Origin of the sequence: Nocardiopsis protaetiae (genome assembly GCF_045446735.1) — a bacterium.
GTDB classification, from domain to species: domain Bacteria; phylum Actinomycetota; class Actinomycetes; order Streptosporangiales; family Streptosporangiaceae; genus Nocardiopsis; species Nocardiopsis protaetiae.
Map to the genome: position 1 here is coordinate 1 of NZ_JBJJBV010000102.1, position 20,927 is coordinate 20,927.

16 protein-coding genes are annotated in these 20,927 nt (G+C 74.1%); 4 read left to right on the forward strand and 12 right to left on the reverse strand.

The window, feature by feature from the left end:
* The 8 genes from ACJOT3_RS16870 to ACJOT3_RS16905 all read right to left on the reverse strand — a co-directional run.
* The coding region (locus tag ACJOT3_RS16870) for a cell division protein FtsQ/DivIB (RefSeq protein ID WP_406973788.1) at window positions 1-361 on the reverse strand (361 nt) is incomplete at its 3' end.
* Between the two features lie 15 nt (window positions 362-376).
* On the reverse strand, window positions 377-1,873 hold the full coding sequence (gene murC, locus ACJOT3_RS16875; protein WP_406973789.1) for a UDP-N-acetylmuramate--L-alanine ligase: 1,497 nt from the start codon (window positions 1,871-1,873) through the stop codon (window positions 377-379).
* Entirely contained in the window at window positions 1,870-3,027 is a 1,158-nt protein-coding gene (gene murG / locus ACJOT3_RS16880; RefSeq protein ID WP_406973790.1) for an undecaprenyldiphospho-muramoylpentapeptide beta-N-acetylglucosaminyltransferase, read from the reverse strand. The genes murC and murG overlap by 4 nt, the downstream gene beginning before the upstream one ends.
* Complete coding sequence (gene ftsW, locus ACJOT3_RS16885) at window positions 3,024-4,454, reverse strand: putative lipid II flippase FtsW (RefSeq protein WP_406973791.1); 1,431 nt, start codon at window positions 4,452-4,454, stop codon at window positions 3,024-3,026. The genes murG and ftsW overlap by 4 nt, the downstream gene beginning before the upstream one ends.
* Window positions 4,455-4,621: 167 nt before the next feature.
* Window positions 4,622-6,058, reverse strand: coding sequence for a UDP-N-acetylmuramoyl-L-alanine--D-glutamate ligase (murD, locus tag ACJOT3_RS16890; RefSeq protein ID WP_406973792.1), 1,437 nt, complete (start codon window positions 6,056-6,058; stop codon window positions 4,622-4,624).
* A gap of 6 nt (window positions 6,059-6,064) precedes the next feature.
* Complete coding sequence (gene mraY, locus ACJOT3_RS16895) at window positions 6,065-7,138, reverse strand: phospho-N-acetylmuramoyl-pentapeptide-transferase (RefSeq protein WP_406973793.1); 1,074 nt, start codon at window positions 7,136-7,138, stop codon at window positions 6,065-6,067.
* Complete coding sequence (locus ACJOT3_RS16900; RefSeq protein WP_406973794.1) at window positions 7,135-8,577, reverse strand: UDP-N-acetylmuramoyl-tripeptide--D-alanyl-D-alanine ligase; 1,443 nt, start codon at window positions 8,575-8,577, stop codon at window positions 7,135-7,137. Before ACJOT3_RS16900 ends, mraY begins: the two co-directional genes overlap by 4 nt.
* A gap of 330 nt (window positions 8,578-8,907) precedes the next feature.
* Window positions 8,908-10,569, reverse strand: a complete 1,662-nt coding sequence (locus ACJOT3_RS16905; protein WP_406973795.1) for a UDP-N-acetylmuramoyl-L-alanyl-D-glutamate--2,6-diaminopimelate ligase — start codon at window positions 10,567-10,569, stop codon at window positions 8,908-8,910.
* 115 nt (window positions 10,570-10,684) lie between these two features.
* Here ACJOT3_RS16905 and mmuM point away from each other — a divergent pair, with 115 nt between their 5' ends.
* Window positions 10,685-11,602: a homocysteine S-methyltransferase gene (gene mmuM / locus ACJOT3_RS16910; RefSeq protein ID WP_406973796.1), complete on the forward strand. Its 918-nt coding sequence runs from the start codon at window positions 10,685-10,687 to the stop codon at window positions 11,600-11,602.
* 45 nt (window positions 11,603-11,647) lie between these two features.
* On the opposite strand, the gene ACJOT3_RS16915 is transcribed toward mmuM, so the two are convergent.
* The 4 genes from ACJOT3_RS16915 to mraZ all read right to left on the reverse strand — a co-directional run bounded on the left by ACJOT3_RS16915 (window position 11,648) and on the right by mraZ (window position 15,834).
* Window positions 11,648-13,615 (reverse strand): peptidoglycan D,D-transpeptidase FtsI family protein, encoded by a 1,968-nt coding sequence (locus ACJOT3_RS16915; RefSeq protein WP_406973797.1) that lies wholly within the window; start codon window positions 13,613-13,615, stop codon window positions 11,648-11,650.
* Window positions 13,612-14,067: a cell division protein FtsL gene (ftsL, locus tag ACJOT3_RS16920; RefSeq protein ID WP_406973798.1), complete on the reverse strand. Its 456-nt coding sequence runs from the start codon at window positions 14,065-14,067 to the stop codon at window positions 13,612-13,614. Before ftsL ends, ACJOT3_RS16915 begins: the two co-directional genes overlap by 4 nt.
* A 9-nt stretch (window positions 14,068-14,076) precedes the next feature.
* Window positions 14,077-15,129, reverse strand: coding sequence for a 16S rRNA (cytosine(1402)-N(4))-methyltransferase RsmH (gene rsmH, locus ACJOT3_RS16925; protein WP_406973799.1), 1,053 nt, complete (start codon window positions 15,127-15,129; stop codon window positions 14,077-14,079).
* Between the two features lie 273 nt (window positions 15,130-15,402).
* Window positions 15,403-15,834, reverse strand: coding sequence for a division/cell wall cluster transcriptional repressor MraZ (gene mraZ, locus ACJOT3_RS16930; RefSeq protein WP_406973800.1), 432 nt, complete (start codon window positions 15,832-15,834; stop codon window positions 15,403-15,405).
* Between the two features lie 434 nt (window positions 15,835-16,268).
* On the opposite strand from mraZ, the gene ACJOT3_RS16935 reads away from it, so the two are divergent.
* From ACJOT3_RS16935 to ACJOT3_RS16945, 3 genes are read left to right on the forward strand one after another with little or no spacing between them, the layout of a single operon-like run.
* A complete protein-coding gene (locus tag ACJOT3_RS16935; protein ID WP_406973801.1) occupies window positions 16,269-17,261 on the forward strand; it encodes an AAA family ATPase in 993 nt (330 codons plus the stop codon).
* Window positions 17,262-17,293: 32 nt separating this feature from the next.
* On the forward strand, window positions 17,294-18,487 hold the full coding sequence (locus tag ACJOT3_RS16940; RefSeq protein WP_406973802.1) for a DUF58 domain-containing protein: 1,194 nt from the start codon (window positions 17,294-17,296) through the stop codon (window positions 18,485-18,487).
* Window positions 18,484-20,796 (forward strand): transglutaminaseTgpA domain-containing protein, encoded by a 2,313-nt coding sequence (locus tag ACJOT3_RS16945; RefSeq protein ID WP_406973803.1) that lies wholly within the window; start codon window positions 18,484-18,486, stop codon window positions 20,794-20,796. Before ACJOT3_RS16940 ends, ACJOT3_RS16945 begins: the two co-directional genes overlap by 4 nt.
* Window positions 20,797-20,927: the final 131 nt, after the last annotated feature.

Below are 20,927 nucleotides of genomic sequence, written 5' to 3' on the forward strand. Positions count from 1 at the left end.
AGCCGCGGCTGACCGTGGCCGACTCCACGAGGGCGAGGCCGCCGACCCGGTCGGCGCCCTCCTCCAGGTCCACCCGGATGAGGGGGGTCCCGGTGGGGACGTCGACGGCGGAGACGACCTCTTCGCGGCCGACCCGGTCCAGGCCGGTCACGGCGACGTCGCGCACCACGAGCAGGCGCGAGCCCAGGAGTATCCAGGTGACGACGCAGACGAGGGAGACCACCAGCAGGCCCACGAAGGCGACCTTCCAGGGGTCGGACCGTTCACGTGCCGCCGCGGCGGCGGGTGGCCGTGCGGCCCCGGTCCCGGCTTCGGTGCCGGTGCCGCTCTGGCCGTCCGCTCCGTCGTGGTCTGCCCTCACCCGTGTCCTCCGACGTCAGTCCCGGTCCCGTCCGCCGCCGTGGCCGAGGGATTCGGCCACGTCCTCCACCTCGGCGGCCTCGGCGAGCCGGTCCACGATGAGCGGGCCCAGCTCGGTGACGTCGCCGGCGCCCATCGTCAGGACGATGTCGCCCGGGCGCGCCAGGTCGGCGGCCAGGCGGACGGCGTCGGCGCGCCCGGGCACGTAGTGCACCCGGTCGTGGCCCACCTCGGAGGTGATGAGTTCGGCGGTGACCCCGGGTTCGGGGTCTTCTCGGGCGGCGTAGATCTCCAGCACCACGACCTCGTCGGCCAGGGTGAGGGCGGCCCCGAACTCCTTGGCGAAGATCCGGGTGCGGCTGAACAGGTGGGGCTGGAAGACGGCGACGATGCGGCCCGGCTCCTGGTCCTCCCCGGCCTCGTCCGCCTCCTCGGCGAACGATTCCAGGGCGCCGCGGGTGGCGCGCAGGTCGGCTTCGAGCTCGGTGGGGTGGTGGGCGTAGCTGTCGTAGACGCCCACGCCGCCGGCCGCGCCCTTGGGCTCGAAGCGGCGGGCGGCGCCGCCGAAGTCGGCGATGCCCTCGACCGCGACCTCCAGGTCGTGGCCGAGCTCGTCGGCGACGGCGACCGCGGCGGCGGCGTTGAGCACGTTGTGGCGGCCCGGGACGGCGACGGTGCCCTCGATCTCGCCCTCGGCGGTGGCGAGGGTGAACTCGGTGGTGAACCCGCGGGGGCGGATGCGGGTGATCCGGTAGTCGGCCTCGGGCGCCTCGCCGTAGGTGAGGACCTTCTTGCCGCGTTCGCGCGCGGTGGCGGCGACCCGGCGGGCGCCCTCGTCGTCGATGCCGACGATGAGGGTGCGCTCCACGCGGTCGACGAACGCGTCGAAGTTGGCGTGGATCTCCTCGATGCCGCTGTAGTTGTCCAGGTGGTCGGCCTCGACGTTGGTGACCACGGCGATCTTCGGGGAGAGCATGAGGAAGGAGCCGTCGCTCTCGTCGGCCTCCACGGCGATGGGGCCGCCGATGCCGGCGTCGGCGCCCAGGCCGGTGGTGACCAGCTTGCCGCCGATGACGTAGCCGGGGTCCACGCCCAGGTGTTGGAGCACGACGGTGACCATCGAGGTGGTGGTGGTCTTGCCGTGGGTGCCGGCGATGGCGACGCCCTCGCGGCCCAGCAGCAGGGCGCCCAGGGCGGCGGCGCGGGGCAGGATGCGCAGGCCCCGGCGGTGGGCCTCGGCGAGTTCGGGGTTGGTCTCGCGGACGGCGGAGGAGACGACGACGGTCTCGGCGTCGCCCAGGTGCTCGGCGGCGTGGCCGACGTGGACGCGGGCGCCCATCTCCTCCAGCTCGCGCAGGGTGTCGCTGTCGCGGGCGTCGCTGCCCGAGACCTCGACGCCCGATTGCAGCAGCACCCGGGCGATGCCGGACATGCCGGCGCCGCCCAGGCCGATGAAGTGGGTGCGTCCCAGCTTGTCGACGGGGACGGGGTCGGTCGGTCGCACCAGGCTCATCGGGCGTCCTTCCCGTCGTCGTAGTAGTCGTCGTCGCCGTCGTCGGTGACGGGCATCTCCGGGGTGGGCCGGTCGCCGCGGGCGATGGCCGCGACCTCGCGGGCCAGTTCCATGTCGGCGTCGCGGCGGCCCATGCGGGCGGCGGCCTCGGACATGCCGACGACCCGGTCGGTGTCGGTGAGCAGCGGGATGAGCGTGCGGGTGATCCACTCGACGGAGACGTCGGCGTTGTTCACCATGATGCCGCCGCCCGCCTGGACGACGGGTTCGGCGTTGAGGGCCTGCTCGCCGTTGCCGATGGCCAGCGGCACGAACGCGCCGGGCAGGCCGACGGCGGTGAGCTCGGCGCAGGTCAGCGCGCCGGAGCGGCACATGGCGACGTCGGCGGCGGCGTAGGCCATGTCCATGCGGTCGACGTAGGGGACGGCGACGTAGGGGACGCCGTCCTGGGTGAGGTCCTGGGGCTCGTCGGCGTTCTTGGGGCCGACGACGTGCAGGACCTGGACGCCGTGGTCGCGGAAGGCGTCGCGGGAGGCGAAGGCGGTCTCGTTGATGCGCTGGGCGCCCTGGGAGCCGCCGAAGATCAGCAGGGTGGGCAGGTCGGGGCGCAGGCCGAAGTAGGCGCGGGCCTTGTCGCCCATGGCCAGCCGGTCCAGGGTGGTGATCTGCTGCCGCAGCGGGATGCCGATGAACCGGCCGTTGCGGATCTGGGTGTGGGGGTGGCCGGTGAAGACGTGGGGGGTCAGCCGGGCGCCCAGGCGGTTGGCCAGCCCGGGCAGGGGGTTGGCCTCGTGCACGACGATGGGGACGCGCCGCCGCCGGGCCGCCAGGTAGCCGGGGGTGGCCACGTAGCCGCCGAAGCCGACGATGACGTCGGCCTGGAGCCGGTCCAGGTGGTCGCCCGCGGCGCTGAGCGCCCCGGCGAGCTTGCCCGGGACGCTGAGCAGCTGCGGGGTGAGCCTGCGGGGCAGGGGCACGGCCGGGATCAGGCCGAGCTCGTATCCGCGCATGGGCACGAGGCGGGTCTCCAGACCGCGCTCGGTGCCCAGGCAGAGGATCTCCGTGGTGGGATCGAGGCGCCGCAGCGCGTCCGCAAGGGAAAGTGCGGGCTCGATGTGCCCGGCCGTGCCGCCTCCGGCGAGGGCTACCCTCATCGTCGCCGATTCCTCCTCGACCGGTCCCCGGACGGGGTCGGTCCGCTGTCGTACGTGGCCTTGGTCCCGCCGCCCCGCGAGGGGGCCGCGGTGCGCGGGCCCCGCACCGTGGCGGCGCGCCCGGAGGACGGGGTGCCGGCGCGGCCGGTGGCCGCGGCGGTGGTGTTCTCCAGGCCCAGCCAGCTTAGAGCCCTTTGCACATGACCGGGACCCCGGGCCGCCAGGGCCCGCTGCGCCTGGGGTTCGGTCTTGGCCAGGGACAGCAGGACGCCCAGGGCGACCATGGTGGTGATCAGCGACGAACCCCCGTACGACACCAGGGGCAGCGGGACGCCGGTCACGGGGAGCAGCCCGATGACGGCGCCGATGTTGATCATGGTCTGGCCCATGATCCAGGTCACGATGGCGAAGGCGGCCAGGCGGGGGAAGGGCTCCTTGACCCGGGAGGCGATGCGCAGCCCGGCGTAGCCCAGGACGCCGAAGAGCGCGAGCAGGAGCAGGGTGCCGATGAGGCCGAACTCCTCGCCGATGATGGCGAACACGAAGTCGGACTCGGCGAAGGGCAGGAAGCCCCACTTCTCGCGGCTGGCGCCGATGCCGACGCCGAGGATGCCGCCGGTGCCCAGGGCGTAGAGCCCGTGCAGCGATTGCATGTTGCTGCCCAGCGGGTCGGCGGTGGGGTCGAACAGGGCGGTGACGCGGGCCATCCGGTAGGGCTCGATGGCGATGGCGATGACGGCCAGGCCCAGGACGAGGCCGAACATGGCGACGAAGAGCTTGCCGGGCGCGCCGATGACCCAGAGCAGCCCGAGGAAGGTGATGAGGAACACCAGGGCGGTGGACAGGTTGGAGCCGAGCAGCACGAGCAGCACGAGCAGGCCGCAGCCGGGCAGCAGCGGGAAGAGCAGGTGCCGCCATTCGGTCAGCTCGTTGAGCTCGTCCTTGCGGGCCAGGATGCCGGCGCCCCACAGGACGAAGGCGAGCTTGGCGGGCTCGGAGGGCTGCACGATGAGCCCGCCGATGTCGAGCCAGCGGGTGGCGCCGTTGACCTCCACGCCCTGGAAGACGGTGAGGAGCAGCAGCGCGGCCGAGATGATCATGGCCGGGTAGCCGACCAGCCGGAACACCTGCTGGGGCAGGTGGGAGGCGAGGATCATCAGGGGCAGGCCGACGGCGGCCGACACCAGCTGCTTCTGGAAGAGGGAGAAGGAGGATCCGGTCTCGCTGATGGACTTGACCATGGTCGAGGACAGCACCATGACCAGGCCCAGGGCGATGAGCAGCACCGCCGTGCCCAGGATCAGGTAGTAGGAGGTCAGGGGCCGGTCGAGCGCCCCCGCCCAGTCCCGCCACAGGGCGCGCTCGCGCCCCTTGGTCACCGTCGTCCCCCGGGTTCGGGCCACCCCGGGGATCGTCGTCGTCGCCATCCGCACCCACTCTCCGCACCTGCGCGCCTCAATAGTGGCGAACGGCGGGGCGGGAACCGTGGACATTTCCCGCGTGTTGGCCATCTTCGGCCCGGAAAGGGGTGGCGCCGCGCACACCGATCACCGCCCGTGCGTGCGTGGTCACACAGGGGCGGCGGTCGGGGCGGTCAGTGCAGTCGGTGGACCGCTTCGGCGAACAGGCGTCCGCGCTCGGGGTAGTTGGTGAACATGTCCATGGACGCCGCGGCCGGGGCCAGCAGGACGGTGTCGCCCTCCTGTGCCAGGTCGGCGGCGGCGGCGACGACCGCGTCCATGACGGTGTGCCCCTCGGGCGCGCCGGGGGCGGGTCCCTCGATCTCCACGACCGGCAGGTCGGGGGCGTGCTTGCCCAGGGCCTCGCGCAGCCGGGCGCGGTCGGCGCCGATGAGCACGGCGCCGCGCAGCCGGTGGGCGGCCCCGGCCACCAGGTCGTCGACGTCGGCGCCCTTGAGCAGGCCGCCGGCGATCCAGACCACGGTGTCGTAGGCGCCCAGGGACGCGGCGGCGGCGTGCGGGTTGGTGGCCTTGGAGTCGTCGACGTAGTCGACCCCGGACACCGAGGCCACGTACGCGATGCGGTGCGGTTCGGGGGCGAACGCCTCCAGCCCTGCCTTGACCGAGGCCGGGGCGACCCCGATGGAGCGGGCCAGCGCGGCCGCGGCCAGGGCGTTGGCGACGTTGTGCGGGGCGGGCGGGCGCACGTCGGCCAGGGAGGCCAGTTCCTCGGCGCTGGAGACGGGGTCGTCGACGAACGCCCGGTCCACGAGCAGGTCCTCGACCACGCCGAGCTCGCCCGGGCGCGGCGTCCGCAACCCGAACCCGACCAGCGGGGCGTGGGGGTCGCCCTCCTCCTCGGCCAGGCGCACCGACCAGGGGTCGGCGAGGTTGACGACCCGCAGGGTGCCGGGTGCGAACACCGCGCCCTTGGCGCGCGCGTAGGGTTCCAGGCCGCCGTGCCAGTCCAGGTGGTCGGGGGCCACGTTGAGGACGGCCGCGGCGTGCGGGCGCAGGCTGGAGGACCAGTGCAGCTGGAAGCTGGACAGCTCCACGGCCAGCACCCGGGGGTACCGGCCGTCGGCGTCGGGGCGGACCGCGTCGACCACGGGGGTGCCGACGTTGCCGACGGCGAGCGCCTCGCGCCCGTCGGCGCGCAGCATCGCCTCCAGCATGCGCACCGTGGTGGTCTTGCCGTTGGTGCCGGTGACCGCCAGCCACACCTGGTCGGCGGGTTTGATCCGCCAGGCCAGCTCGACGTCGCCGATGACCTCGGTGCCCGCCTCGGCGGCGGCCACCAGCAGCGGCGAGTCGGGCCGCCAGCCGGGCGAGGTGACGACGAGGTCGCACCGCTCGGGCAGCGGGGTGGCGCCCAGGACGACCTCGGCCCCGGCCGCGGCGAGCTCGTCGGCCACCGGGCGGACGGTGTCGTCGTCACGGCCGTCGACCACGGTGACGCGGGCCCCGTGCTCCAGCAGGAGCCGGACCACGGGCGGGCCGGAGACGCCCAGGCCCGCGACGCACACGTCCAGGCCGGTGAAGGGGGTGGAGGTGGTGGAGTGGTGGGACATCCGGGGTTACCTCGGCATCCATTCGAGGTAGAACAGGCCGATGGCGACCGCCACGAACAGGCCCTGGATGATCCAGAAGCGGATGACGATGGTCGGTTCGGCCCAGCCCTTGAGCTCGAAGTGGTGTTGCAGGGGCGCCATGCGGAACACGCGCTTGCCGGTGAGGCGGAACGACGTGATCTGGATCATCACGGACATGGTGATGATGACGAACAGGCCGCCGATGAGCAGCAGCAGGAGCTGGGTGCGGGTGGTGATGGCCAGGCCCACGATGAGGCCGCCCAGCGCCAGCGAGCCGGTGTCGCCCATGAACACCTTGGCGGGCGGGGCGTTGAACCAGAGGAAGGCGATGCAGGAGCCGAGCACCGCCGAGGCGACGACGGCCAGGTCCAGGGGGTCGCGGACCGTGTAGCAGCTGGTCGACAGGTAGGACACGCAGGACTGGCGCAGCTGCCAGTTGCCGATGATCACGTAAGCGACCAGCGACAGGATGGTGGCGCCGGTGGCCAGGCCGTCCAGGCCGTCGGTGAGGTTGACGGCGTTGGAGAACCCGACGATGAGGAACAGCGCCCAGATGACGAACACGCCGATCATCAGGGGCGGGCCGAAGTCCCGGAGGAAGGACAGGCTGGGGGCGGCGGGGGTGTAGCCGTAGCCGTTGGGGAACATCGTGACGCCGTAGGCGAAGCCGATGCCGACGATGGCCTGGCCGACCATCTTGGCACCGCTGCGCAGGCCCAGGCTGCGGCGCTTGTAGATCTTGATGAAGTCGTCCAGGAAGCCGACACAGCCCATGCCGACGAACAGGAACATCACCAGCAGGCCGGAGGCCGTGGGCCCGGTCGCGGAGGGCTGCACCAGCGACAGCACCAGGTGCGAGCCGAAGTAGCCGATCACCGCGCCGAGGATGATGACGATGCCGCCCATGGTGGGCGTGCCCTGCTTGGTCTTGTGGCCCTCGGGGCCGTCGTCGCGGACCTCCTGGCCGAACTTGAACCGGTACAGGAGGTTGATCAGCGGCGGCATCAGCGCCATGGAGACGATCAGCGACAGCGCCGCCGCGATGGAGATGCCGATCACCGGACATCACCTTCGGTGATGAGGTCGATAACCTTTTCGAGTGCTGCCACCCGTGATCCCTTCACAATGACGACGTCTCCCGCGCGCATCCGTGCGCGCAGGGCGGCGGCGGCCGCCGCGGCGTCCGCGACTCGGACGGTCTCTCCCGCCCACCGTCCCTCTCGGCCGGTGCGCTCGGCACCGGCCGCGATCCCCTCGGCCTGGTCGCCGACCACGATCAGGTGGGAGACCCCGGTGCGGGCGGCGAGTTCGCCGATCTTCTCGTGTTCCGTGCGTCCCTCGTCGCCGAGTTCGGCCATGTGGCCCAGGACGGCGATGGGTCGGCGGCCCCGGGCGAGGGCGCCCAGGGTGGTCAGTGCGGCCCGCATGGACTCGGGGTTGGCGTTGTAGGCGTCGTTGACGAGGGTGGCACCGTCGTGTTCGGTGACCTCCATCCGCCAGCGGCTGACCGGGGTGGCCGCGCCCAGGGCGGCGGCGATACCGGGGACGTCCATGCCGAGTTCGCGGGCGACGGCGGCGGTCGCCAGCGCGTTGTGGACCTGGTGGGCGCCGACCAGGGTCAGCCGGACCGGGGCGCTCTCACCGTCCACGCGCAGGGTGAAGGAGGCTGCGCCGCCGTCGCCGATGACGACGTCGGTGGCGCGCACGTCGGCGTCCTCGCCGGTGCCGTAGAACACGGTGCGCGCGGCGGTGCGCGCGGCCATGGCCTTCACCTTGGGGTCGTCGGAGTTGAGGATCGCCACGCCGCCGCGGTCGTCGGCGGCCGCGGGCAGCGCCTCGACGAGTTCGCCCTTGGCCTTGGCGATGGCGTCGCGGTCGCCGAACTCGCCCATGTGGGCGCTGCCGACGTTGAGGACGACGCCGATGCGGGGCGGGGCGACGCGGCACAGGTGGGCGATGTGGCCCAGGCCGCGGGCGGCGACCTCCAGCACCAGGTGGCGGGTGCCGGTGTCGGCGCGCAGCACGGTGAGGGGGTGGCCGATCTCGTTGTTGAACGAGCCCGCGGGTGCGACGGTGGCGCCCAGGCGGCCGACGACCTGCGCGATGAGGTCCTTGGTGGTGGTCTTGCCGGAGGAGCCGGTGACCCCGATGATCTCGGCGGCGTCGGCGCCGCGGGCGGGGTCGCCGAGCGTGTCGGCGGTGTACCGGGCCAGCCGGGCCAGCGCCTCGACGACCGCGTCGTCGCCGCCCTCGGCGAGCAGGTGGGGCGCGTCGACGGGGCGGGAGGCCAGGACGGCGGCCGCACCCGCCTCGACCGCGGACCGCGCGTAGTCGTGGCCGTCGACCCGCTCGCCGCCCAGGGCGACGAACAGGGAGCCGGGTTCCACCAGCCGCGAGTCGATGACGACGGGGCCGTCGACGGTGGTGTCGGGGCTGGCGGATCCGCCGAGGGCGGTTCCGGTGATCTCGGCGATCCGATCGAGCGTGAGCGCGATCAAATCCACTCCTCAGGTCAGGCCCGACCCGCGGCGACCACGGGATGACGGGAGGCCACCCGGTCGAAAGGACTCGGGTCGGGGGATGGCACCGCGGGCGGGCGAGCACGAGGTGCCGCGCCGTGTCCCACCGCGGTGGTGACGGGGGCGACCACGTCCATGGCGCCACCGGTGGGCGGCGGGTGTTCGGGCTGCGATTGCCGCACCCACCTTAGAACATGTTGGGGTGTCCGGGGTCCCGGCAGGGCCTGTGGGCGGCAATATCCGCCACTTCGTGACCCTGAGCCGCACCCCGTGCGCACAGCGCACGGGGTGGCTGCTCCAGGTGTCGGCTCAGCCGCCGTCGGTGGGCTTGTGGACGTCCAGCAGGGCGACGCCCAGGCGTTCGCGGACGTTCACCGACAGGTGCGCCTCGATGGCGTCGCGCAGGACCTCGCGGTCGTCGAAGGGCAGCACCTCGCCCTTGACGTACTGGCCGGTCTCGTGGCCCTTGCCCGCGACGACGATGACGTCGCCGGCCCGGGCGCGGGCGACGGCCAGGCGGATGGCGTCGGCGCGGTCGAGTTCGACGGTGACACGCGCGCGCTCGTCCTCGGGGACGCGGGCGACGCCCTCCAGCATCGCGGTGGCGATGACGACGGGGTCCTCCGAGCGCGGGTTGTCGTTGGTGATGACGACCTGGTCGGCCAAGCGCGCGGCGGCCTCCCCCATCAGGGGGCGCTTGGCGCGGTCGCGGTCGCCGCCGCAGCCCAGGACGACGGTGACGTCGCCCTCGGCGATGGAGCGGACCGAGGACAGGACGGCCTCGACGGCGCCGGGTTTGTGGGAGTAGTCGACCAGGGCGGTGAAGTCCTGGAGGGAGGAGGGGGTCTCGCGGGCCAGGACCTTCTCCATGCGCCCGGGGACGCCGGGGGCGGCGGCCACGCCCTCGATGGCGGTCTCCAGGGGCAGCCCGGCCTCGACCAGGCCGACGATGGCGGCCATGGCGTTGGAGACGTTGAAGGGCCCGGGCAGGCCGACGGAGGCCTGTGCCTCCATGCCGCCGGGGCCGACGATGCGGAAGGTGCTGCCGGTGGCGCCCAGGCGCACGTCGACGGCGCTCCAGTCCGGGGCCAGGGCCGTCTCGGGGTCGGCGTCGGAGTACCCCTCGACGCCGAAGGTGGTGACGGGCACCTTGCCCTGGCCGTGCACCATGTCCACGAGGGCGCGGCCGAAGCGGTCGTCGGCGTTGACCACGGCGATGTCGCAGTACTCGGGGGTGAACAGGCGCGCCTTGGTCTCGAAGTAGTCGCGCAGGTCGCTGTGGAAGTCCAGGTGGTCCTGGGACAGGTTGGTGAAGATCGCGACGTCGAAGCGGGCGCCGCCGACCCGGCCCAGGGCCAGGGCGTGGCTGGAGACCTCCATGGCGGCGCCGGTGACGCCCTGTTCGCGCATGAGGGCGAACAGGCCGTGCAGGTCGGTGGCCTCGGGGGTGGTGAGGGAGGAGGCGACGCGCTCGTCGCCCACCCGCATCTCGACGGTGCCGATGAGGCCGGTGCCCATCCCGGCGCGGCGCAGGCCCGACTCCAGCAGGTAGGAGACGGTGGTCTTGCCGCTGGTGCCGGTGGTGCCGATGAGGAGCAGGTCGCCGGAGGGGTTCTTGAAGATCCAGGAGGCGACGGTGCCCAGGGCGGCGCGCACGTCGGGGACGACGAGCGTGGGCAGGCCCGTGGCGGCGGCGTGGTCGGCGCCCTCGGGGTCGGTGAGGACGGCGGCGGCCCCCGCCAGGGCGACCTGCTCGGCGAACTCGGCGCCGTGGACCCGGGTTCCGGGCAGGGCCGCGTACAGGTCGCCGGGGCCCGCCCGCCGGGAGTCGTGGGTGATGCCGCGCACCTGGACCTCGCGGGCCGGGACCGGGTGGTCCGGGGCCAGGTCCGGGCGCAGCAGGACGGCGTCCGGGCCGAGCAGCGGCACGAGGTCGGACAGGGGACGCAGGGGCGTGTGTTCAGGTCGCATTACCGGTGGCACGTGTGGAGGGTAACCGTTGGAGCGGACCGGCCGGTAATTTCACGCGCGGGCGCGGGGCCGATCACGCCCCGCCCGAATACCGTGGTGGGCGGGGGTGAGGCGGGTGGACCGGGTCACGGAGGCGGTGTCCGGCGGGCGTCCGGTGGTGCTCGACGGCGGGCTGGCGACGCTGCTGGAGGAGTACGGGTACGACCTGTCGGGCGGCCTGTGGTCGGCGCGGCTGCTGGCCGAGGACCCCGGCGCGGTCCGGCGGGTGCACCGCGCCTACTTCGAGGCGGGCGCGGAGGTGGCGACGGCGGCGGGCTACCAGGCGAGCGTCCCGGCGCTGGTGGCCCGGGGGTGGTCGCGGTCGGAGGCGCTGGGTCTGGTGCGCCGGTCGGTGGAGCTGGCCCGGGCCGAGCGCGACGCGTTCGGGTCGGGGCTGGTGGCGGCCGGGGTGGGGCCCTACGGCGCGGCGCTGGCGGACGGCTCGGAGTACACCGGCGCCTACGGCCTGGACGAGGACGGCCTGTACGCCTGGCACCGGGAGCGGTGGCGGGTGCTGGCCGGCTCCGGGGCGGACCTGGTGGCCTGCGAGACGGTGCCCTCGGCGGCGGAGGCGCGGGCGCTGGCCCGGCTGGCCGGTGAGACCCCGGGGGTGCGGGCGTGGCTGAGCCTGTCCTGCCGGGACGGGGAGCGGCTGGGCGACGGCACGCCGGTGCGGGAGCTGCTCGCGGAGCCGGTGGTGGTCGAGGCGGCCGCGGCGGGGGCGCTGGTGGCGGTGGGGGTGAACTGCACGGCGCCGCGGTTCGTGCCGGAGCTGGTGCGGGCGGTGGCGGCGGCCGGGTTCCCGGCGGTGGCCTACCCCAACTCGGGCGAGGCGTGGGACGCCCGGGCGCGGCGCTGGACGGGGGTGTCGGAGCCGGAGGAGTTCGGCGCGGCGGCGGTGGAGTGGCACCGGGCCGGGGCGGTGCTGGTGGGCGGGTGCTGCCGCACCGGGCCGGAGCACGTCCGGTCGGTGCGGCGGCACCTGCACGGCTAGGGCGCCCGGCGGGGTTCTGGAGGCCCGAAGAGGCACTGCCCCGGCCTAGTCACCGCCCTCCTCCTCGAAGAGGCGGATGGCCGGCGGGTCGGTGTCGGTCGGCGGGACCTTCAGGGTCTTGAGCGCGAACGACATGATGTCGTTGAACGCCGGACCGGCCGCCTCGCCGCCGTAGTAGGTGCCCTGCGGGTTGTGCAGGACCACCTGGACGACGACCTCGGGCGCGTCGGCGGGCGCGAACCCGGCGAAGGTCGCGGTGTACCCGCCGCCGTCGTAGCCGCCCGTCTCGGGGTTGACCCGGTTGGCGGTGCCGGTCTTGCCCGCCACCCGGTAACCGTCGATGCGGGCCTGGGGCGCGGTGCCCTCGTCGCTGGTGACCGCCTCCAGCATGAGCGCCAGGGCGTCCGCGGTCTCCTCGCTGATGACCCGGGTGCGCTCGGCCTCGTCGGCGGCGGTGAAGTTCCCCTCGGTGTCGACGGTCCCGGCGACCACCCGCGGCTCCACCCGGACGCCGCCGTTGGCGACGGTGGCGTACACCGACGCCATCTGGGCGGCGTTGACGGTGACGCTGTGGCCGATGGACACCGACGGCAACTGGGTGCCCCACCAGTCCTCGGGGTCGGTGAGGATGCCGGTCTCCTCGCCGGGCAGGGCCAGGCCGGTGGGCTGGCCGAGCCCGAACTCGGTCATGTAGCGGTGCAGGACCCCGGCGCCCACCTGGTCGGCGACCTTGATGGTGCCGACGTTGCTGGACTGGGCCATGATCCCGTTGACCGTGAGGCGCTGGGTGCCGTTGTTGCTGGAGTTGCGGAAGGTCTGGTCGTAGTACTGGAGGGCGTAGGGGACGGTGTAGACCGTCTCCGGTGTGGTCAGCCCCTCCTCCAGCGCGGCGCCGATGGTGATGACCTTGTTGGTGCTGCCCGGTTCGAAGGTCTCGGCGACCGCCCCGTTGGACCACTGCTCGGGCCCGCTCGCGGAGATGTCCGCGGGCGAGTAGGTCGGGTAGTCGGCCATGGCGATGATCTCGCCGGTGTCGGGGACCATGACGATGGCGCTGCCGCCATCGGCCTTGAGCTCCTCCACCCGGGCGGCCAGGGTCTGGGCGACGTACCACTGCACGTCCCGGTTCAGGGTCAGGCGCACGTCCCGGCCCGGGACGGGGTCCTTGACCAGGCCGCCCGCCATGGGAATCTGGGTGCCGTCCACACCGACCTCGACCTGGCGCTTGCCCGCCTCGCCGGCGAGCACGGAGTCCATGTAGGCCTCCAGGCCCTCCAGGCCGTGGCCCTCGCCGCCGACGAAGCCGACCAGGTCGGCGGCGCCGGTCTCCTCCGGGTAGACGCGCTGGTAGTCGACCTCAGCGCCGACGCCGCGCAGCCCCAGTTCGCGCAGCTCCTGCCAGTCGCCGGGCGACACCTTGCGGGCGACCACCTGGTAGCGGCTGGGGGTGGCGTCGACCTTGGCGGCGACCTCGTCCCCGTCGAGGTCGAACCGGGCCGCGAGCTCGTCGACGAGCTGGTCGCGCTGGTCCTCGCGGACCTCCTCGGGGTCGACGAAGACGGTGCGCACCTCCATGGACAGCGCGAACGGGTCGCCGTTGGCGTCGGTGATCGCACCCCGCAGGGTGGGGATGTCGATGGTCTGCAGGCGCAGCTCGGCGGCGGCCTCGGCGTACTGCTCGGCCTCCAGGCCCTGGATCTGGACCAGCCGCCCGGCGAACAGCACGAGCACGGCCAGCACCAGGGCGCCGCCGAACCGGATGCGCTTGCCCGGCTCCCCGCGCCGGAAGGTGCGGCGCAGCAGCGGCGGGGGCGGTGGCGGCGGTGCCGGGCGGCGGCGCCGGCGTTCGGTGGGCGCGGTGCGGGCCTCCCGCGGGGACCTGGCCTCACCCTTGGAGTCCCGCGCGCCGGCGCGCGGGGAGCCGTTCTGTGAGGTGCTGCGGGCCGGGCGGGAACCGGACCTGCCGGTGCCGCCGGGCCTGCGGGGGTCGCGGGGGCGTCGGGGAGTGCTCAATCGGTGCTCCCGCCGCCGGCGGTGCTCCCGGTCCCCCCGGTGACCTCGCCGCTGTCGGGGTCCAGGAACAGGGGTGCGTCGCCCTGCACCATGCCCATGCCCTCGGCCTCCTCGGCGATGCGCTCGGAGGTCTCCAGGTGGGCGACGCTGCCGCGCAGGCCCTGCTCCTCGTAGGACAGCTCGCGGTTCTGGGTCTGGAGGTTGGAGATGACGAACGCCTCCTGGGCGATGACCCCGCGCAGCAGCAGCAGGCTGACCAGGGCGCCGCCGAGCAGGCACAGGATGAGCAGGACGAACGGGATCCTGGGTGCCCGCGAGCGCGCAGCCGCGGCGGCCGCGGCCGGTCCCCGTGCGGGTGCGGCCGGGGGCGCCGCCGGGCGCGCGGCGGTCCGCCGCGGCGCGGGCGCCTTGCGCTTGTCGGCGCGGCGGGTGTCCGTCCTGGTCGTGCTCATGTGTTCTCCCTACTGCCGCGCGGGTCGCACCCGTTCGGCCGCGCGCAGGCGCGCCGACTGGGCACGGGGGTTGCGTTCGTTCTCTTCGTCCGTGGGGAGTTCGGCCCCCCGGGTGAGGAGCCGTAGCTCGGGCTGCCGGTCCGGGAGGGGGACGGGCAGGTCGGCGGGTGTGGTGTCGGTGGCCAGGGCGGCGAACGCCTTCTTGGTGAGGCGGTCCTCCAGCGAGTGGTAGGACAGCACGGCGATGCGCCCCCCGACGGCCAGCCGGGACAGGGCCGCGGGCAGGGTGCGTTCGAGGATGGACAGCTCGGCGTTGACCTCGATGCGCAGGCCCTGGAAGGTGCGCTTGGCCGGGTGCCCGCCGGTGCGGCGGGTGGCGGCGGGGATGGCCTCGCGGACCAGCTCGGCGAGTTCGCGGGTGGAGTCGATGGGGCCCTGGGCGCGGCGGCGCTCGATGGCGCGGGCGACGCGGGAGGCGAACCGCTCCTCGCCGTAGGTACGCAGGACCCGGGTGAGCTCGGACACCGGGTAGGTGTTGACGACCTCGGCGGCGGTGAGCGGCTGGGTGCGGTCCATGCGCATGTCCAGCGGCGCGTCGTGGGCGTAGGCGAAGCCGCGGTCGGTCTCGTCGAGCTGGGGCGAGGACACGCCCAGGTCGAGCAGGACGGCGTCGGCCTGTGCGGCCCCGGCCTCGTCGAGGGCGCGGGGGATCTCGGAGTAGACCGCGTGGACCAGGTGGACGCGGTCGGCGTGGGGGGCCAGGCGGGCGGCGCTGCGCTCCAGGGCGGTAGTGTCGCGGTCGACGCCGACCAGTCGGGCGTTCGGGCAGGCGGCGAGGATCGCCTCGGAGTGGCCGCCCAGGCCCAGGGTGCCGTCGACGAACACGGCGCCGGGCCGGTCCAGTGCCGGTGCGAGCAGTTCCACGATGCGGTCGAGCATGACCGGGACGTGCAGGGGGTCGGCCCCCGTGCGGGCGGCCGCGACGCGGTCGCCGACCGTGCCCTCTTCGTCCGGGCCCTCGTTCTCGGGGCCCTGGTCCCCGTGCCCCCGGGTGTCCCCCATGCGGTGCCGTTCCTCCACGCTGTCGCGCTCCCCCTCGTTCCGCCGCGGTCGCGCCCGGCCTCCCGGTGCGCTCCGCGGTGTGGCGTGGCCTCACCGGGTTCCGGCGGGCCTCCGAACACGGCCGCTATTGTCCACCTTTCGGCGGACCGGCGTTGACGGTCTGGCACCGGGGAAGTCGCGCCAGCGCGTGTCACCGCGTCCGGAGGCCGTCGCCGGACCCCGACTGCGAGGGTGTGGACTCGCCGGTGCCGCGGGTCCGGAAGGTGTCCGGACTCACAGCACCCCGGGCAGCACCTCCTCCGCCAGGTTCGCGAACTCGCGTTCGCGCTCGGCCTCGTACTCCGTCCAGGCCTGGGAGTCCCAGATCTCCAACCGGGTGTTGGCCCCGATGACGGCGCAGTCGCGGGTGAGCCCCGCGTAGGCGCGCAAGGGGGCCGGAACGGTGACCCGGCCCTGGTTGTCGCAGGTCTGGTCGGACGCGCCGGCGAAGAGGATACGGCTGTAGTCGCGGACCGCGCGGTCGGTGACCGGGGCCTGGGCGAGGGAGTCGGTGATGCGCACGAACTCCTTGACCGGGAAGACGTAGAGGCAGCGCTCCTGGCCCTTGGTGATCACCACACCCCCCGACAGCTCGTCGCGGTACTTCGCGGGGAGGAACAGGCGCCCCTTCTGATCCAGGCGGGGCGTGTGGGTGCCGAGGAACACACTCCCGACCTCCCCCCGATGTGGAGAATTCGCCCTCTCCACGATGCTCCACCTTACTCCACTCTTCCCCACCGTCAACAGCTCCGATAGGGGCACAATGGCCGATTGGGCAATGAATGCGCAGGTCACAGCGGTGGTGCGTGGGTGGGGGGGCGAGCGGGACCCCCGGGCGTGCCGCGCGACCGGGGATCGGGGCGGAGGGCGGGGCCGTCCCGGGAAAGCCGCGGCGGCCGCTTTGCACCCCTTATTCACCACCGCCCCGTTCGCCTTCCCCGGGGCGCCACGAATGATCAGATGAGCAATTCTCACGCTTTAGTCCACTTTCGCCGCACTGGCCCGCATTCGGCGACCGATTCCGGCACTTTGGTTTGCAATCGCTCTGATTGGCCCTAGCCTCGGTTCCGAACACCGACACACGGAGCGGGAGGGGTCTCGTGTCACTCGGCACACACCACGGCGGCCGCGGGGGCGGCGTCCAGGCGGACGTGGGAGAGGTCGTCGCCGTGGCAGACCGCATCCGCGGCGCCATCGAGACGGTGATCGAGGGCAAGCCGGAGGTCCTGCGCATCGCGCTGACCGTCCTGCTGTCCGAGGGCCACCTGCTCATCGAGGACGTCCCCGGCGTCGGCAAGACCATGCTCGCCAAGGCCCTGGGCCGGGCGGTGGACTGCTCCGTGCAGCGTTTGCAGTTCACCCCGGACCTGCTCCCCAGCGACATCACCGGGGTCAGCGTCTACCACCAGGAGCGGCGCGAGTTCGAGTTCGACCCCGGGCCGATCTTCGCCAACATCGTGCTGGGCGACGAGATCAACCGCGCCTCGCCCAAGACCCAGGCCGCCCTGCTGGAGTGCATGGAGGAGCGGCAGGTCAGCGTCGACGGGCGCACCCGCCCCCTGGAGCGGCCGTTCATGGTCGTGGCCACCCAGAACCCGGCGGACATGGAGGGCACCTACGCCCTGCCCGAGGCCCAGCGCGACCGGTTCATGGCCCGGGTCTCCGTGGGCTACCCCTCCCCCCAGGCCGAGCTCGACATGATCGACTCGCACGGCTCCCACTCGCCGCTGGAGGGCCTGGCCCCGGTCACCGACGCGGGCACCGTCCGCCGCCTGGCCGACCTGGTGCGCGGGGTGCACCTGGCCCCCGGCATGCGCCGCTACATCGTGGACCTGGTCAACTCCACCCGCACCAGCCCCGAGCTGGACCTGGGCGCCTCCCCGCGGGCCACCCTGCACCTGGTCCGGGCCTCCCGCGCGCACGCCGCCCTGGAGGGCCGCCACTACGTCGTCCCCGACGACGTCCAGGCCCTGGCCGTGCCCGTCCTGGCGCACCGCCTGCTGCCCGGCCCGCAGGCGCAGATGGAGCGCATGACCCCGGAGCAGATCGTCGCCAAGCTGGTCGCCCGGCTGCCGGTCCCCGCCCCGCGCTGATCCTTCGCCGCTGAACTGAGAGAAGAGGGTCCATGCGCCCGCGACGAACCCTCACCGCCCGAGGCGTGTGCATGCTGCTCCTGGGCCTGGTCGCGCTCGTCGCCGGGTTCCTCATCGAACAGCGGGAACTGGTGGTCCTGGGCGTGCTGGCCGCGGCGCTGCCGCCGGTGGCCGCGCTCTGCCTGCTCGGAGCGGCCGGCCGGGTGGTGCACAACCGCGGCGTCGTGCCCTCCCGGGTCCAGGCCGGGCACGACGCCCGCATCATGATCCGGGTCGGCAACTCCTCGCACACCTGGCCGGTGACGGCGGTGTCGGTCAGCGACACCCTGCCCACCCGGCTGGGCCACGAGCCCCGCTACTCCATCGGGTTCCTGGGCGCGCGCGGCGTCCGCGACCTCGCCTACCTGGTCCGCCCCGCCGTGCGCGGCAACTACCCGCTGGGCCCGCTGTGGGTCGCGGTCACCGACCCGCTGGGCCTGGTGCGGGTGGAGCAGCGCCCCGGCGCCCCCGAGCACCTGCTCGTCACCCCCGCCACCGTGCCCCTGGGCCGGACCGGGAGCTCCGACGGCTCCCAGGGCGACGACTCCCCGCGCCGAACGCAGAGCGGCATCGGCGAGCAGGACCCGGTCCCCCGCGAGTACCAGTACGGCGACGAGCTGCGCCGGGTCCACTGGCGCTCCACCGCCAAACACGGCGAGCTCATGGTGCGCCGCGACGAGCAGCACCGGCGCGAGTACGGCACCGTCCTGCTCGACACCCGGCGCGGCGCGCACGCCGGCAGCGGCCCCGGCGACTCCCTGGAGACCGCCGTGGGCGCCGCCGCCTCCGTCGCCCTGCACCTGCTCGACCAGAACCACGAGGTGCGGCTGCACACCGACCGGGGCCGGATGCCCGCGGCCGCCCCCGGCGCCCTGCTGGACGGGCTCGCCGTCCTGGAGGCCTCCGACTCCGGCGCCCTTTCCGCCCTGCCCGCCTCCGGCGCCTCCCTGACCGTGGCGGTGCTGGGCGCGCTCACCGCAGAGGAGGCCGCCGCGTTGGCCAGGAGCGGCGGCGGGCACCGGGTGGCCGTGCTGTGCGCACGCGCCGCCTGGCCCTCCGACCGGGCGCGCACCGGCGCCGGCGAGATCCTGTCCTCGGGCGGATGGCGGGTCGTGCACCTGTCGTCCCTGCCCGAACTGCCCCCGCTGTGGCGCGACGCCGCACCCCTCGGGAAGGTCCCGCGTTGAAAGCCCTGATGCCCCTGGCCACGCTGGTCTGCCTGCTGTGCGCCCTCCCCCTCATCGCACCCCTGGTGCGCGGCGACGACTGGTGGCTGCCCGCGGTCCTGCTCATGAGCGCGGCCACCGCCGTGTCGGTCCTCTACCGGCTGCTGACCGGGTGGATCGGCCTGCTCGTGCCCGTGCTGCAACTGGTCGTGGTGGCGCTGTTCGTGGTGCCGCTGTTCGCCGGGCACCTGGCCCCCCTGGGGGTCGTGCCCTCCGGGGCCGCCGTCGAGCACGTGTTCACCGTGTTCTCCCAGGGGCTGGGCGTCATCGACGCCAACCGGCCCCCGGTGACCGCGACCGCCGGGGTGATGCTGATCATCGCGCTGGCGTTCGCGGTGTTCCTCGTCGCCGCCGACTTCCTGGCCGTCACCGCCCGCTGCCCCGGCATGGTCGGCGGGCTGCTGCTGGCGCTGGCCGTGGTGCCACTGGTGGTCGAGGACACCGGGATCGGGACGTGGGCGCTCGTGGCGTGCGCGTTCGGGTTCCTCCAGCTGCTGGCCGTGGACATGTGGGTGCGCGGCCGCGAATGGGGGGTGGCGGTGCCCACGCCGCCGCTGGGCGTCCTCCAGCACGGGCTCACCGCGACCCTGGCCGCCGCCGCGGCCGTCGTGCTGGCGCTGGCCCTGCCCGCCGCGGTGCCGGGCCTGCGCACCGACTCCTTCCACGCCCTGGCCCAGGGCACCTACGTCGGCCGGCAGAACGACGTCATCACCACCACGCACCCGCTGGTGTCGATGCGCCGGGACCTGCTGTCGAACTCCGACCGCACCGTGCTGACCTACCGCACCGACGCCGAGGACCCCGGGTACCTGCGCCGGTACGTGCTGGACGAGTTCGACGGCGTCAACTGGACGATGAGCCCGGTGGACGCCACCGGGGACACACGGGTCCAGGGCGAGCTGCCGCTGCCCACCGGGTGGCCGTCGGCGCCGCGGGAGGACACCGTGGTGACCCGGGTGTCCCTGGACTCCGACGTGGCGGGCATGGACTTCCTGCCGCTGCCGTACTGGGCGCGGACCGTCGACGTCTCCGGCGACTGGTACGTGCACCCCGACAGCCTCATGGTGTTCACCACCCGGCAGCCGCCCACGGGCCTGAACTTCACGGTGGAGACCGTCGAGCGGGAGGTCACCGCAGAGGACCTGGCCCGGGCCCCGGAGTCGCCGCGGTCGCTGCCGGGCGACTTCCGGTCTGTGCCCTCAAGTATCGGGCCGCAGGTCCAGGTGCTGACCGACGCGGTGACCGGGAACACCGACTCGCCCTACCTCAAGGCGGTCGCCCTCCAGGAGTTCTTCACCTCGGGGGAGTTCACCTACAGCCTGCGGCCGCCGGAGGTGCCCGCCGACGCCGACCCGCTGGTGCACTTCCTGACCGTGGACCGGACCGGGTACTGCCAGCAGTTCGCCGGGGCGATGGCCGTGATGGCCCGCCAGGCGGGCATCCCCGCCCGGGTCGCGGTCGGCTACACCGCGGGCGAGCGCACCGGCGAGGGCCGCTGGACGGTGACCAGCGGCGACGCCCACGCCTGGCCGGAGCTGTACTTCGAGGGCGCCGGGTGGGTGCGGTTCGAGCCGACCCCGGCCGGGGCGGGCGGCCAGGGCTCGGCGACCGAGCCCGAGTACACCGGCGGCGGCGGGTTCGACCCCGAGCGCCCCGACCCGGAGCCCACCCCGACCTCGCCGGACGAGGAGCCGACGCCGCGGGAGACGGAGGAGCCGACGCCGGAGCCCTCCGACCCGGCCTCCCCCGAGGAGGACGACGAGGAGTTCGCGGCCGCCCCCGCCGGGAGCGACCGGGAGTCCCTGGACCTGTCGTGGCTGCCCGCCGCCGCGGCCGTGGCCGGTGCCCTGCTGCTGCCGTTCCTGCCCGCCGCGGTGCGGGTGGCCGTGCGCCGGTCCCGGCTGGGCCGGCCGGGCGCGGCCTGGCGGGAGCTGCGCGACACGTGCGTGGACCTGGACCTGGGCTGGGACCTGGCGGAGAGCCCCCGCGGTACGGCGGCCCGACTGGCCGCCCTGCGCGACGCCAGCGAGGTGCCGCTGGCGGAGGAGGTGCGCGCGGCCCTGCACCGGCTGGCGCTGGCCGAGGAGCGGGACCGGTACGCACCGGCCGCCTCCTGGAGCGAGGAGGTCGGCGCGGACCTGCGCACCATCGTGGGCGGCCTGCCCGCGGTGCTGCCCCGCGGGGTGCGCCTGCGCGCGGTGCTGCTCCCCCGCTCCCTGTGGGACCGCCCCCGCCGCCCGGCGGCGGACCCCACCCCGCAGAACGCCTGACCGCCGGCCCGGGGCCGGGTTGCTCCCCCGCCCCGGGCCGGGCAGGGCCCTGGGACGGGCACGGCGGTCGGGACGGGCACGGTGGTTCGGGACGAGCACGGCGGTACAGAGCGGTACGGAGACGACGAGGG

What these genes read in the sequence shown, in the direction of transcription:
- murC (WP_406973789.1), bottom strand. Translation starts at nt 1,873, where the DNA reads ATGAGCCTGGTGCGACCGACCGACCCCGTCCCCGTCGACAAGCTGGGA.
- murG (WP_406973790.1), bottom strand. Translation starts at nt 3,027, where the DNA reads ATGAGGGTAGCCCTCGCCGGAGGCGGCACGGCCGGGCACATCGAGCCC.
- ftsW (WP_406973791.1), bottom strand. Translation starts at nt 4,454, where the DNA reads ATGGCGACGACGACGATCCCCGGGGTGGCCCGAACCCGGGGGACGACG.
- murD (WP_406973792.1), bottom strand. Translation starts at nt 6,058, where the DNA reads ATGTCCCACCACTCCACCACCTCCACCCCCTTCACCGGCCTGGACGTG.
- ACJOT3_RS16905 (WP_406973795.1), bottom strand. Translation starts at nt 10,569, where the DNA reads ATGCGACCTGAACACACGCCCCTGCGTCCCCTGTCCGACCTCGTGCCG.
- ftsL (WP_406973798.1), bottom strand. Translation starts at nt 14,067, where the DNA reads ATGAGCACGACCAGGACGGACACCCGCCGCGCCGACAAGCGCAAGGCG.
- rsmH (WP_406973799.1), bottom strand. Translation starts at nt 15,129, where the DNA reads ATGGGGGACACCCGGGGGCACGGGGACCAGGGCCCCGAGAACGAGGGC.
- ACJOT3_RS16940 (WP_406973802.1), top strand. Translation starts at nt 17,294, where the DNA reads ATGCGCCCGCGACGAACCCTCACCGCCCGAGGCGTGTGCATGCTGCTC.